Origin of the sequence: Cryptosporangium sp. NPDC048952, from assembly GCF_043197895.1 — a bacterium.
GTDB lineage: Bacteria > Actinomycetota > Actinomycetes > Mycobacteriales > Cryptosporangiaceae > Cryptosporangium.
On the sequence record NZ_JBICTY010000005.1, the window covers coordinates 559,185 to 572,679 of the forward strand.

Genomic DNA, 13,495 nt, shown 5'->3' on the forward strand with positions numbered 1-13,495 from the left:
GCCGGCGAGCGGCGGGTTAGAGCCAGTCGTGTTCTCGCGCGTAGCGGGCGGCTTCGTGGCGGGTTTGGGTCTGGGTTTTCTGCATGGCGTTGGACAGGTAGTTGCGCACGGTGCCCTGCGCCAGGTGCACGCGCGCGGCGATGTCGGCGACCGAGTAGCCCTCGCTGGTCACGCGCAGGACGTCGAGCTCGCGGTCGGTGAGCGGGCAGTCGTCGATGACCGCGAGCGCCGACACGTCGGGGTCGATCCAGCGCTTGCCCTGGTGCAGGGTCGCGATCACCGACGTGATGTGCGACGGTTCCGCGGACTTGCTCACGAACCCCTGCACGCCGAGCTTCAGCGCCTTGCGCAGTACGCCCGGCCGGGCATGGCGGGTGAGCATCAGGATCACCTGCTCCGGCCGGGCACGCCGGATCTCCGCGACGGCTCCGAGCCCGTCGACGCCGGGCATCTCCAGGTCGATGACGAGCACGTCGGGCCGGTGCTTCACGGTCTCCCTCACCGCCGAAGACCCGTCCGACGCCTCGGCCACCACCGTGACGTCACCCTCCAGCGGCAACAGCGCGGCCAACGCCTTCCGCAACAACGCCTCATCATCAGCCAACACCACGCTGGTCACGCCCCCTCCACCCGCCCAGAAGCCGCCGCCACATCCGCGCCAGCGAACGCGGCCGCCGTCGTGAAGTCGCCGGCGTGGGCCCGCGCGGTCAGGGAGCCGCCCTCGTCGAGCACCCGCTGACGCAAGGCGGAAAGCCCCCGCAGCTCGGGCGGCCCCTCCAGCGCCCCGTCGTTCACGATCGTGATCCCCCGCGCAGCGAGAACGATCCGCACCTGCGTGGCCTGCGCGTGACGCAGGATGTTCGTCGTCGTCTCTCGCAGCACCTGCCCCAACATCTCGCTCACCCGAGCGTCGACCTCGGCCTCCCGCGTCACCCGCACCCGAATCCCCGCCGCCTCGAACAGATTCTTCGCGTTCTCCACCTCGGCGGCCAGATTCAGCCGCCGCTGCGCGTACGCGAGGTCCTTGGTCTGCTGGATCGTGTCACTGACCAGGCCGTGGATCTCCCGCAACTCTTCCTCGGCCCGCGCCGGATCACTCCGCACGAGCTTCTGCGCGAGCGCGGTCTTCAGCTTCACCACGTGCAGCGTGTGCCCCTGGATGTCGTGCAGATCGCCCGCGAACCGGACCCGCTCCCGGATCACGGCCACCTCCGCCTCCCGCGCCCGCGACGCTTCGAGCTCCCGCACGACGTCGTAGAACTTCTCACCGGCGATCGACAGCACCAGAATCAGCACGGTGACCCCGACCGGCACGGCCAGATAGGCCACGACGTCGTCGCGCTCGAGCAACAGCCGCGCTGCACCCACCGCCGCGACGTACGCGACCAGCGCGATCCCGGCCAGCCGCCGCCGGGCCAACCGGGACACCACGAGCGACCCGACCGAACTGATCCCCCAGTACGCATTGGGGCTGTCGGTCAACAGCGCCCCGACCGGCCACGCGATCGCCGTGACAGCCAGGCACGGCGCGGCCACCCGCGAGAGATCGTTCGCGGTCCACCGCTCGAACGCCACCAACGTCGCACTGGCCACCACCAGCATGATGCCGAAATGCCACCAGCTGTGTGCCTTCACCGACATGAGCATCGCCGCGGTGAGCACCAGCACCGGCAGCCCCGTGGCCAAATTGAGCCGCCGCAGCCGCCCCTGCGTCGGCTCGGCGAAGCGCAGCGATCTCGCGGTCATCCTCCCAGTATTCGGCGTTCGGCGGGAAACGACAGTGACACCACGTCATATCTGGCTATGACACAGCGCCACTGACTGGATGGCCGGAAACGCAGTGTCATCGAGTCATGCCAGTCATCGAAGTCGAACAGTTGAACCTGACCTACGGCGACTTCCACGCCGTCAAGGGCGTGTCCTTCCAGGTACGCAGCGGGGAGCTGTACGCCCTGCTCGGGACGAACGGCGCCGGCAAGACCTCGACACTCGAAACCATCGAGGGCCACCGCTCGCCCACCTCGGGCACCGTGCGCGTGTTCGGCTCCAGCCCGCGCGACCGCCGTGCGGTCCGCCCGCGGATGGGCGTCATGCTGCAGGAAAGTGGTTTCTCTCCGGACCTCACGGCCCGGGAATCGGTCGGCCTCATCGGTTCGCTGACCCATCGCAATGATGACGTCGAACGCGTGCTGGACGTCGTCGGGCTGACCGGTAAGGCGGGCACGAAGGTGTCCCAGCTGTCCGGCGGCGAGAAGCGACGCCTGGACTTCGCCACGGCGGTCTACGGCAACCCGGAGCTGATCTTCCTCGACGAGCCGACCACCGGGTTGGACATCCAGTCCCGCGATCACCTGTGGAACACCGTCGACCGGCTCCGTGAGAACGGCGCGACGATCGTTCTCACCACGCACTACCTGGAGGAGGCGCAGCAGCGCGCCGACCGCATCGGCCTCATGCACCAGGGCACGCTGCACCGCGAGGGCACGGTCTCCGAGCTGACCCGGACGCTGCCGTCGGCCATCCGCTTCGCGCTTCCCCCGGGTGTGGGCGTGCCGCCGCTGCGGGCCGTCCGCCAGGGCGACGGCCGGTACCTGATCGAAACATTCGAGCTGCCCAAGGAGCTGTACCTGCTGCTCGGCTGGGCGCACGACAACGGCGTGGACCTGCGTGACCTCGAGGCCGGCCCGACCCGCCTCGACGACGTGTTCCGAGCCCTGGAGAGCTGAGCCATGCTGACCATCGCACGCAGTGAGCTGATCCAGATCTTCCGCAACCGCCTGGTGCTGATCAGCGGTTTCGTGATGCCGGTGGCGGTCGGGGCGTTCTTCGTCTACCGCCACGAGGTCTTCGCCGAGCTCGGCAGCCTCGGTTACATCGCGGCGATCGTGATGTGCACGGTCTCCGCGTTCGGGCTCTACACCAGCCTCGTGACGACGCTCGCGTCACGTCGACAAAATCTGTTCTTGAAGCGGTTGCGGTCCACCGCGGCGGGTGACGCCGGAATCCTGGTCGGGCTGGCGCTGCCGGCGACCGTTCTCGCACTCGTGCAGGTCGTCGGGATGCTGGTCGTGCTGGCCGTGGTGGCCGGTGGGCCGTCGAACGTCGTCCTGCTGGCGGTGGCGGTTCTCGCGACGCTCGCGATGATGCTCGGGCTGGGGCTGGCCACCGCGGGTCTGACCAACTCGCCCGAGCACGCGCAGGTGACGACGCTGCCGGTCAGCCTCGGTGTGATCGCGGTGGCCAGCTGGGTGGGTCTCTCGGGTACCGAGTCGCTGACGCTGGTCAAGCGGCTGCTTCCCGGCGGCGCGGCCACGGAGCTGGTCGTCGGCGCGTGGAACGGCGGTGTCGCGGTGGGGGAATCGCTGCTCCTGCTGGCGCCGACGCTCGCCTGGGTGGTCGTTGCGGTCACGCTCGCAGCGCGGATGTTCCGCTGGGAACCGCGCCGCTGAGCGCCGCCGCGGGCAGGTACGGGGAGATGTTGCGCCAGGCGCGCTCCACGTACTCGTCCTTCTCGCCGACCGGGGCGACGTAGTGCAGCGCGTCCCGGGCGGCGTCCTCACCGACGAGGCGGGTGAGAACCCACGCGGCGAGGTAGTGCGAGGCCAGGCAACCACCGGCGGTCGCGACGTTCTGCGCGGCGTAGAACGGCTGGTTGAGCACCTCGACGCCGGCGGCGACCACCCACGGCTTGCTGGTGAGGTCCGTGCACGCCGGGACGCCGTCGAGCAGGCCGAGCCTGGCCAGCACGAGCGCGCCGGAGCACTGGGCGGCGACGAGCTGACGGGACGGGTCGAGGTTCGCGAGTGTGCTCATGATCGCGGGGTCCTCGACCACCTCGCGGGTGGCGATGCCGCTGCCGACGATGACCGCGTCCGCGTCGCAGGCCTCGTCGAGGGTGGCCATCTGCTCGATGACGACGCCGTTCATCGAGCGCACCGTCCTCGTCGGGGTGGCGATCGAGACCGTGGCGTCCTTGACGCGGTTGAGCACGCCCAGAGCGATGAGTGAGTCGAGCTCGTTGTATCCCTCGAACGTGAGGATCGCGATGTGCATGTGTTCACGGTATCCATGACAGTCCAATAATTGTCATGCATACAATCCGATCCATGGCCCGGTACAAGGCATTGGTCGACGCGTTCGCCGCTGACATCCGGAGTGGCGTGCTTCCGCCGGGCTCGCGATTGCCGACGCACCGCCGCCTGGCGTCCGACGAGCGCATCGCGGTGGTGACCGCAACCCGCGTCTATGCGGAACTCGAGGCGATGGGCCTGGTCAGCCGCGAACAGGGGCGCGGGACGTTCGTGCGTGACCTCGCACTTCCCGCGGGTCTCGGCGTCGACCAGGACGTGGTGGCCGCGGATGCGGTCGACCTGAACTTCAACTACCCGTCGCTGCCCGGTCAGACCGACCTGCTCCGGCAGGCGCTGCGCGATCTGGCGACGTCCGGCGACCTCGAAGCCTTGCTGCGGTACCAGCCGCACCGAGGTCGGCCGGCGGACCGGGCGGCAGTCGCGCAGCATCTGCGGCGGCGGGGTGTCGTGGCTGACCCCTCGCACGTGCTGATCGTCAGCGGGGCCCAGCACGGGCTGGCGGTGACGTGCATGGCGACGCTGAGGCCGGGTGACGTGGTCGCGGTGGACCCGTTGACGTACCCGGGGTTCAAGGCGCTGGCGACGTCGTTGTCGCTGGAACTGGTGCCGGTGGCGGACCTGGACGCGCTGTCGCAGCTGTGCGGTCGTCGTCCGGTGCGTGCGGTGTACACGATGCCGACGCTGCACAATCCGCTCGGCACGGTGATGCCGCTGGATCATCGGCAGCGGCTCGTCGAGATCGCGCGGCAGCACGGGGTGCTGATCATCGAGGACGGGTCGTACGCGTACCTCGACCCCGACCCGCCGGCGCCGCTCGCGTTCCTGGCGCCGGAGTGCACGGTGTACGTGTCGGGGCTGTCGAAGAGCGTGGCGACCGGGTTGCGGGTCGGGTTCGTCGTGGGGCCGCCGGCGCTGGTGCCTGCCCTGGAGCGTTCGATTCGGCTGACGACCTGGAACACGCCGGCGCTGAGCACGGTGATCGCGTGCCGATGGCTGGAAGACGGCACTGTCGACGAGCTGGAGGCGCGCAAGCGTGCGGACGCCTCGGCTCGTCAGGACGTGGTGCGGGCGGAGTTGCACGGGCTACCGCAGGTCAGCCACCCCTCGTCCTACTTCACCTGGCTACCACTGCCCGAGGACGCCCGCGCCGACCGGCTGGCCGCCACGCTCGGGCGCTCGCGGATCTCGGTGACGACCGCCGAGCCGTTCAGCGTGGCGGCGCCGGTGCCGCAGGCGCTGCGGCTGGCGCTCGGCTCGACCGATGTGGACAGCCTCCGCGCGACCCTGCGGATCGTCCGCCGGGTGGTGCTCGAGGATGCGTTTCAATAGACGGATGTACGAAACGTTTCTCGACGAGCACCGTGCCGACATCGTCGCTTCCCTCGACGGGCTGACCGAGGAGCAGGCGCGTCGCTCGCTCGTTCCGTCGCGGACCACGCTGCTCGGGCTGGTCAAGCACCTGACCTTCGTCGAGAAAGTGTGGTTCGACGAGGCGATCACCGGGCGGTCGCGCGCGGAGATCGGCATCGGTCCGTCCCCGGACGAGTCGTTCGTCCTCGCGGACGACGACACGATCGCCGGGGTGCGGTCGTCGTACCTGCAGACGTGTGAGGAGTCGCGGAAGGCCGCGGCCGCGCTGTCGATCGACGACGTGGTCACCGGTAACCGCCGGGGCCCACTGCCGATGCGCTGGATCTACCTGCACGTGCTCCGCGAGACCGCTCAGCACTGCGGTCACGCCGACATCCTCCGCGAGCAGATCCTCGCTACGGACGGGGCTCCCAGCCGCTCCTGAGCAGGTCGAAGATCGTGTCGACGGCCGCCGCGGGATCGTCGCGGCCCCGGAGGACGGCCGGGATCTCCAGCACGAACCGGGCGAGCGCCGCGGAGGCCACGTCGTCGGATTCCGCGCCGACCTCCGCGGCGATGGCCGCGCTCAACGCGTCGGCATGCCGTGACCACATGCGCTCGGAGTAGGCGCGGAGCGCCGGTGTGCCGTCCACCAGGGCGTTGAACTCGGCGATCTGCGGGTGCGCCGCGATCGCGAGCGAGTGCTCGTGGACGTGTTCGCGCAGTGCGTCGACGATGCTCTGACCGGCGGGCCGCTGCCGCACCGCGTCGACGAGCGCCGCCTCGCGGTCCTCGTCCATGTCGAAGACCAGTGCTTCTTTGCCGGTGAAGTGCTTGAACAGCGTCGTGGTCGACACGTCGGCGGCATCGGCGATGTCGCGGATGCTCACCCGGTCGTAGCCGTGCTCCAGGAACAACCGGAGGGCGGCGTCGGCGATCGCCTGACGCGTGGCGGCTTTTTTGCGTTCCCGGCGACCGGTGGTCATGCGCTTAGGTTACCCGAGTTCAAAAGTTGACTTGTTGCACTTTTGAATTCGTTCTGCTTTTCTGGGGAAATGGACACAATCGCAATCGTGGGTGCCGGCCCGGGCGGCCTGACCTGCGCACGAATCCTCCAGCGGCACGGCATCCCGGTCACCGTCTACGACCGCGACGCCGGGCGTGACGCCCGCGACCAGGGCGGCACGCTCGACCTGCACGCCGACAACGGTCAGATCGCGCTGCGCGAGGCCGGTCTGCTCGACGAGTTCTTCGCGCGGTGTCGCCTCGAGGGGCAGGAAATGCGGGGCCTGGACATCGGCGGCACGCTGCTGATGCACCACGTCCCGGACGCGGACGAGCGCTTCAAGCCCGAGATCGACCGTGGTGAGCTCCGTGACCTGTTGCTCGACTCGTTGGAGCCGGGGACGGTGCGGTGGGGCCATGCGGTCACCTCCGTCGGCGCTATTGACGCGGATCTCGTCATCGGGGCGGATGGTGCGTCCTCCCGGGTGCGGCGGGCCGTTTCCGCGGCTACGCCGCAGTACACCGGCGTCAGCTTCCTCGAGGCCTGGTTCCACGACGTCGAAAAGCAGCATGCCGACGTCGCTGAGCTGGTCGGGCAGGGCGGCGCGCACGCCGCTGACGGGGTCCGGGCGGTGTTCGCCCAGCGCAACGGCGGCGACCACATTCGCGTCTACATCATCCAGCGCGTGCCGGTCGACTGGATCGCCGCGGCCGGCCTGTCGACGGACGACACCGCCGGACTCCGCGCGCATCTGCTCGACGAGTTCGCAGAGTGGTCGCCGCGGATGCGGAAGCTGGTCAGCGACAACGACGGCCGTTACGTCGACCGGCCGATCTTCGCGCTGCCGGTGCCGCACACCTGGGAGCACAACCCGCGGGTGACGCTGCTCGGCGACGCCGCGCACCTGATGCCTCCGCTGGGCGTCGGCGTGAACCTCGCGATGCTCGACGCGAGCGACCTCGCGCTCGCGCTGGTGAACGCGCCGTCATTGGCCGAGGGGGTGCGCCGCTACGAGGAGATCCTGTTTCCGCGCTCGATCGAGACCCAGAAGCTCCTCGACGGCCGGGCCGCCGACCTCCTGGAACCGGTCACCGCGTGAGGCGGAGGGTGGGCTTGCCGCGACATCCGCGGCCCGCAAGCAGCTCACGCCTTGACGCCCGCCAACGCTGCGTCGGTGAAGGCGTGGATCAGGGGGTGTGCCCAGGTGGTGTCCGATGACAGTTCGGGCTGGAACAGGGAAGCCAGGAAGAACGGGTGTCCGGGCAGTTCCACCATCCTCGCCGTGCCCTCGTCGTCCACCGCCGAGAACACCAGACCGGCCTCCTCCAGGCGCGCCCGGAACCGGTCGTCGAGACCGTAGGAGCAGAAGAACCGCTCGACCCGGCGACCGACGCCGAGAATCTGCTCCGCCCGGGTGCCGGCCGACACGATGACGTCGGCCTCCTCGCCGACCAGCGAGCACTGCAACGCCACGATCAACGGCTCCGCGCTCTCGTCGAGCGGCTGTTCGGCGTGCTCGACGTCCAGCCCGCATACCGAGCGTGCGTACTCCAGCAGCGCGTGCTGGAACCCGCCGCACGTGCCGAGGAACGGCACCCCGGACGTTCGGGCGACCGTCACCGCGTGCAGGACGCCGTCGCGATCGACGTAGAGGCTGCCCGGCACGACCCAGATCCCGTCGAACCCAGCGAGCCCGCGACGGTCGCCCGCACCGGCTCGTTCACGGAGGCCGCCGCGGAGCTCGGTTTCACGCAGTCGGCGATCTCCCAGCACGTCGCCGCACTCGAACGTGACCTGGGGCGGCCCCTGCTGCACCGCCGCCCGGTGCGACTCACCGCGGAGGGCACCCGGCTGATGACCCACGCGCAACATCTCCTGCTGCGCGCCGACGTCGCCCGCCAGGAGATTCTGCGCCAGAACTCGCAGCAACCGTTGGCGGTCGCTGTGACCCCGCTCGCAGCATGCGACCGCCTTCTTGGTGCGCTTCATGGCGTCGATCTGGTGGAAGTTGTACTGAGCTCGGCCGATGAGGCCGTGAGCCGGCTCGCTTCCGGAACCGTGGACGCGGCAGTGGTGGACGGCGTGACCAGCCCCGAACGGGCCGCTGGCCGTGACCGAGCCCGGGGTGCTGACGCGCGCGCTGGTCGCGGAGACCAGGTTGGAGGTGCTGCTGCCGCGAGACCATCCATTGTCGACGGCAGGTGGCGTGGATCTCGACTCCGTGCGCGACGCGCGCTGGATCGACGCGCCCGACCTTCGCTGCTGGGTGCCGGGGGCCACGCCGCCGACTGCGACCGGTCGGCTGCGGTACCGCGGCACGGATCTCAGTCTGCTCGCCCGGCTGGTGGCCCGGGGGCACGGGCTCGCGCTGCTGCCGCGCGGTCTGGCTCCGGACACCGCGGGCGTTGCCCGCTTACTGCTCCGCACTCCTGACGTGGTGCACCGGACCGAACTGCTGGTGCCCCGCGGTCGCACGGAGGTGCTCGCCGCGCTCACGTGAGTGAGTATTGCCGATCGCGCCCCGCCCGCCGAGCGTGGCCGGTCGGGTGAGGCCGTGGGCCGGGCCCGCGGGGCGGGCCCGGCTGCGGAGTCAGACTCCGGCGAAGCGGGTGACGTCGGCGACGTGGTCGACGTGGGTTTTCGGGACGACCCCGGAGTAGACGGCGGTGTAGCAGCCTGGGCAGGACAGCTGCCGGAAGACCACCTCGTCGTCGACGTAGTCGGTCGGGTCGGAGACGATCTGCGGGCCGGCTTCGGTGACCGGGCCGTCGTAGCGCAGCAGCGCCAGTTGGGCGTCGGTCGTGGTGTCGGCGAGCAGCTGACCGCAGTGGGCGCAGCCGACGAGCGAGCCGGAGACGACGAGGTTGTCGTCGACGCGCCGGGCTGTCGTGAGGTCGACCGTCCCTTCCCGAGGCTGGCTCGTCCCCGACCGGGTGCCTCTGGCCGCTGTCAGCTCCCGGCGACGTTCCGCCGTAGCCGCGGCATCCACCGCCTCGTCGACCAGCACGACGCCGTAGACGTCGGCCGCGGCCCCGGCAGTGACCTTGAACTCGCGGACGTCAGCCGCGACCGCCTCCGGGTCACGCCGCAGCGGATCGCCGTACCCGCCACCGCCCTGCCAGTTCATGTAGAGCACCTCGCCGGGAGCCAGATACGACTGCGCGTAGCACGGCGCGATCTCCGCGTCGCCGCCGAAATCCTCCACGGACTGCGGGATGCGCCCCTCGGCCAGCGCCCCGTGGACGTCGGATCCACGCACGAGCACCTCGAGACCGGTGTTGCCCGGGTAGCCACCGGCCAGCCCGTTGTTCTGGGCCACGGCCTTGCCGGCGGACGCGAAGACGACACCGGCCGGCACCTGCGAGCCGTACAGCGCCACCGCCAGCGACGCGCTGACCCCACCGCGCTGACGGCCGGGACCGCCGGAGTCGGGCTCCTCCCGCCGCCACATCGTGAGCAGTGGGTAGAGGAACTCGGTCATCTCGACGTCGGGGATGCGGCCCATCGGGATGCAGAACAGGCCACCGGTGTCCATGCCGTCGAGCTCCGGGCGGGCACCGTACCCGCCCGCCATCGGCTCCATCATGATGTTGAGGAATGGCACCGGGGCCTCGCCGCGCTGGTCGAGCCCTGCGACGACAGCCGTGTCCCACGTGCCGCAGCAGGCCGCCTGGACGCTCTTCCCGAGGTCCGGGGAGCAGTCGAGCATCTGCGACAGGCACTCGGCGACCAGCGTTCCGGTGAGCCAGGCCGGGCCGATCGGCCCCCGGCCCACCGCCGCCGGGAAGGTCGCGTTGTTGATCGTGCCTTCCTCGGAGATCAGGTCGAAGCAGCGCATCAGCCCGCCGGCCGACCAGGGGATGTCCTGGGCCAGCATCGGCAGCAGTGCCAGCATGACCCCGCCGCGCATGCCGGCGTAGGTGCAGTTGATGACGCCCGCCTGCGGGTCGGTGCCGGTGAAGTCGAACGTCAGCCGGTCGTCCCGCTTGATCATCGCGACAGTGATCTTGTGGACGCCGCGGTCGCCCTCGTGCGACTGATCCTGGTAGCCGGTGGCCTTCCACGTGCCGTCGGGCAGGCTGCGCAGCTTGTCGCGCAACCGGCTCTCGGCGTCGGCCATCATCCGCTTCATCACGGCCTTGACCGTGTCGGCGCCGTACTGGTCGATGACCTCGTGCAGCCGCTTGCGGCCGACGGTGTTGGCACCGACCTTGGCGCGCAGGTCCAGACTGACCAGCATCGGCACCCGGGAACGGCGGATCCAGAGGTCGGCGACGTCGTCCTGGAGCTGGAAGTCGCGCACGACCTTCACCGGTGGCGTGGGCAGCGCCTCGGAGAACACGTCCTGCGCGGCGGGGGAGAACGAGCCGAGCCCCACACCGCCCAGGTCGGGTTCGTGGCAGATCGCGCTGGTCCAGGCGAAGAGCTTCCCGTCGTGGAAGACCGGCTGGTAGACGATGACGTCGCTCTGGTGCAGGCCGCCGCCGACCCAGGGGTCGTTGCAGAGGAACATGTCGCCCTCGCGGATGCCGGGGTTGGCGGCCCGGTTGCGCAGCGTCCAGTAGATCGCCAGGTCGACGGCGCCGACCAGCATCGTGTTGTAGAGCCCGACCTGCACCTCCTGGCCGACCTCGTCGCAGATCGCGAAGTCGAAGTCGTTGGCGTCGGTGACGATCGGAGAGCCGGACATGCGCTGCAGCGCCTCGCCCATCTCCTCGGTGACCGACCACAGCCGGTGCCGGATGACCTCGTAGGTGAGCGGGTCCAGCCCGTCGATCTGTTCCTGGGTGACGGAGTGGACCGGGAGGCTGTCAGGCAGCTCGGCGGCGAGTGCGTCGGGGTCGACAGGGCGGCTCGCGAAGCGCTCGGAACCGGGGATCGGCATGGTCATGAGCGGGTCTCCGTGGTGATCGTCAGGTTGCCGAGGTGGTCGACGGTGCCGCTTCTGCCCGGTGGCACGACGACCGTCGTCGTCGGCACCTCGATCACGGCCGGACCGGTGATGACGTGGCCGTGGCGCAGCGCGCGGTAGTCGTAGACCGGCGTGTCGACGTAGCCGTGGCGCGCGTCGAGGCAGACCTTGCGGACGGTGTGCTGTGCCTCCGCCGGGTCGGGGCCCGTGGCGTCGGCGAGCTTCGGTAGTTGCGGGTTGAACGGCAGGATGCCGGTGGCGCGCACCCGGAACGTGATGGCCTGGATGCCGGCGGCGCTGAAGCCCGTGCCCTCGCCGAACAGTTCGGCGTAGCGGCGCTCGAAGTCGGTGGCGACAGTGGAGATCGCGTCGTCGTCCAGGGCGCCCTCGGGTACGGTGACCGACACTTCGGCCAGCTGCGACGTGTAGCGCAGGTCGATCGAGCGGACGTACTCGACGCGGTTGTAGCGCAGGCCCTGCCGGTCCAGGTCGGCCGCGAGCGCCGCCTCCAGTTCGTCGAAGTGACGCTGCACCTGTGCTGCGGGGAGTGGCATCTGGCCGGGGTCGGACACCTCCCGGGCCAGCACGATGTCGGAGGACGCCAGGCCGTAGGCGGAGAACGCCGACGCGACCGGGCCGAGCGGCACCACGACCTCGTGGACGCCGACCTCGGCGGCATAGGACGCGCAGTAGGCGGGGCCCGCGCCGCCGAACGCGTAGAGCACGAATTCGCGGGGGTCGTGTCCGGCCTCGACCACGGTCTTGCGCAACAGGTCCCCGGTCTGCGCGTTCTGGATCGCGTAGATCGCCGCGGCGGCGTCCTCGATGCTGAGTTTGAGCGGCTCGGCGATCTTGACCCGGATCGCCTCCCGGGCCGCGGCCACGTCGAGCGCCTTGCGGCCGCCCAGCAGACCCGACTCGGGCAGGATGCCGAGGACCAGGTTGGCGTCGGTGTTGGTGGGCTCGGTGCCGCCGGCGCCGTAACACGCCGGACCGGGCACCGACTGGGCGCTGCGCGGCCCCACCCGGAGGTTGCCGCCGGCGTCGATCCACGCGATCGCGCCACCGCCGGAGCCGATCGCGTGCACCTGGAGCGTCGGGACGTTGATCGGGTGGTGGTTGATCACCGTCGTGCTCGTGCGCACCGGCTCGCCGTCGACGACGAGGCCGACGAGGAACGTGGTGCCGCCGACGTCGGTGGAGATGATGTTCCGGTGCCCGAGCTGCTGACCCAGTGACACCGCGCCGACGACACCGCCGGTGAGCACCGAGCCGACCGTGCTGATCGCGGTGCGGGGTGCTTCGCCGGCCGCGATCGCGCCGCCGTTGCTCTGCATGACCAGCAGCGGGCCGGTGAGGCCGTCGGCGCGCAGCCGCTCCTCCAGGGTGCCCAGGTAGCTGCGCAGACCCGGCCCGATCTGGGCGCTCATGATCGTCGTCGAGCTCCGGGAGAACTCACGGATCCGTGGGCTGACCTCGCTGGATAGTGCGACGAACACGTCCGGATCGAGCTCGTGCACCAGCTCACGGATGCGCTGCTCGTGCGCGGGGTTCTTGAACGACCAGAGCAGCGAGACCGCGATCGAGCGGATCCCCTGGGCGAGCAGGCTTCCGACCGCAGCGCGCACGGAGTCTTCGTCGAGGGGAACGACCACCGTGCCGTCACGGTCGAGACGTTCGACGACCTCGACCGCGTGGCGCTTCGGGATCAGCGTGTGGCCCTTGGTCTGGCCCAGCACGTTCTGCAGTTGGTCGGGGGACGACCCGAGGTAGCGGCCCTCGACGTTCATGATGAAGATCGAGTCGCGGTGACCCTGCGTCGTGACGAACCCGACGGGCGGCACGTTGCCCATGACCAGCGCGTTGAGCGACGACGTGGTGCCGTGTGCGATGTGGTGCGTCTTCGCGAGCATCTGCTCGAGCGGCTCGCCGAGGTTCTCGGCCAGCACGGCGAGGACATCCATGACGCCCTGGGAGTAGTCGGGCGGCGTCGACGGGGCCTTGGCCGCGACCAGGTTTCCCGAGTCGTCGTCGAGTACCGCGTCCGTGAAGGTCCCACCGACATCCACACCGATGACGTAAGCCATGTCAGTCCGCCTTGCGTTCTGTGTCTGGGCTCACACAACATAGGCAAGT

12 protein-coding genes and 1 pseudogene are annotated in these 13,495 nt (G+C 70.0%); 7 read left to right on the forward strand and 6 right to left on the reverse strand.

Annotation, left to right across the window (positions count from 1 at the left end):
- Positions 1-16 precede the first annotated feature (16 nt).
- Positions 17-619: a DNA-binding response regulator gene (locus ACGFY5_RS29380; protein WP_392724776.1), complete on the reverse strand. Its 603-nt coding sequence runs from the start codon at positions 617-619 to the stop codon at positions 17-19.
- Entirely contained in the window at positions 616-1,746 is a 1,131-nt protein-coding gene (locus ACGFY5_RS29385; protein ID WP_392724778.1) for a sensor histidine kinase, read from the reverse strand. The genes ACGFY5_RS29380 and ACGFY5_RS29385 overlap by 4 nt, the downstream gene beginning before the upstream one ends.
- Before the next feature lie 107 nt (positions 1,747-1,853).
- Between ACGFY5_RS29385 and ACGFY5_RS29390 the strand changes: the two genes are divergently transcribed.
- The gene (locus tag ACGFY5_RS29390) at positions 1,854-2,726 is read left to right on the forward strand and encodes an ABC transporter ATP-binding protein (RefSeq protein WP_392724780.1); all 873 of its coding nucleotides are present in this window, start codon (positions 1,854-1,856) and stop codon (positions 2,724-2,726) included.
- Positions 2,727-2,729: 3 nt separating this feature from the next.
- Entirely contained in the window at positions 2,730-3,449 is a 720-nt protein-coding gene (locus tag ACGFY5_RS29395; RefSeq protein ID WP_392724782.1) for an ABC transporter permease, read from the forward strand.
- Here the strand turns inward: ACGFY5_RS29395 and ACGFY5_RS29400 are convergent.
- Entirely contained in the window at positions 3,406-4,053 is a 648-nt protein-coding gene (locus ACGFY5_RS29400; RefSeq protein WP_392724783.1) for a DJ-1/PfpI family protein, read from the reverse strand. The two genes, ACGFY5_RS29395 and ACGFY5_RS29400, sit on opposite strands and share 44 nt — an antisense overlap.
- A 53-nt stretch (positions 4,054-4,106) precedes the next feature.
- Between ACGFY5_RS29400 and ACGFY5_RS29405 the strand changes: the two genes are divergently transcribed.
- Positions 4,107-5,420, forward strand: a complete 1,314-nt coding sequence (locus ACGFY5_RS29405) for a PLP-dependent aminotransferase family protein (RefSeq protein WP_392724784.1) — start codon at positions 4,107-4,109, stop codon at positions 5,418-5,420.
- 4 nt (positions 5,421-5,424) lie between these two features.
- Complete coding sequence (locus ACGFY5_RS29410; RefSeq protein ID WP_392724786.1) at positions 5,425-5,886, forward strand: DinB family protein; 462 nt, start codon at positions 5,425-5,427, stop codon at positions 5,884-5,886.
- On the opposite strand, the gene ACGFY5_RS29415 is transcribed toward ACGFY5_RS29410, so the two are convergent.
- Complete coding sequence (locus tag ACGFY5_RS29415) at positions 5,858-6,427, reverse strand: TetR/AcrR family transcriptional regulator (RefSeq protein ID WP_392724788.1); 570 nt, start codon at positions 6,425-6,427, stop codon at positions 5,858-5,860. The two genes, ACGFY5_RS29410 and ACGFY5_RS29415, sit on opposite strands and share 29 nt — an antisense overlap.
- A 69-nt stretch (positions 6,428-6,496) precedes the next feature.
- Between ACGFY5_RS29415 and ACGFY5_RS29420 the strand changes: the two genes are divergently transcribed.
- The 3 genes and pseudogenes from ACGFY5_RS29420 to ACGFY5_RS29430 all read left to right on the forward strand — a co-directional run bounded on the left by ACGFY5_RS29420 (position 6,497) and on the right by ACGFY5_RS29430 (position 8,947).
- On the forward strand, positions 6,497-7,546 hold the full coding sequence (locus tag ACGFY5_RS29420; protein ID WP_392724790.1) for an FAD-dependent oxidoreductase: 1,050 nt from the start codon (positions 6,497-6,499) through the stop codon (positions 7,544-7,546).
- Between the two features lie 524 nt (positions 7,547-8,070).
- Positions 8,071-8,232: pseudogene (locus tag ACGFY5_RS29425) on the forward strand (LysR family transcriptional regulator); the annotation flags it as partial.
- 325 nt (positions 8,233-8,557) lie between these two features.
- Positions 8,558-8,947 carry a LysR substrate-binding domain-containing protein gene (locus ACGFY5_RS29430; protein ID WP_392724791.1) on the forward strand — a complete coding sequence of 130 codons (390 nt, stop codon included), beginning with the start codon at positions 8,558-8,560 and terminating at the stop codon, positions 8,945-8,947.
- 90 nt (positions 8,948-9,037) lie between these two features.
- Here the strand turns inward: ACGFY5_RS29430 and ACGFY5_RS29435 are convergent, their stop codons facing one another.
- Both ACGFY5_RS29435 and ACGFY5_RS29440 read right to left on the reverse strand, forming a co-directional pair.
- Positions 9,038-11,338 (reverse strand): hydantoinase B/oxoprolinase family protein, encoded by a 2,301-nt coding sequence (locus tag ACGFY5_RS29435; RefSeq protein WP_392724793.1) that lies wholly within the window; start codon positions 11,336-11,338, stop codon positions 9,038-9,040.
- Complete coding sequence (locus ACGFY5_RS29440; protein WP_392724795.1) at positions 11,335-13,446, reverse strand: hydantoinase/oxoprolinase family protein; 2,112 nt, start codon at positions 13,444-13,446, stop codon at positions 11,335-11,337. The genes ACGFY5_RS29435 and ACGFY5_RS29440 overlap by 4 nt, the downstream gene beginning before the upstream one ends.
- Between the last annotated feature and the right edge of the window lie 49 nt (positions 13,447-13,495).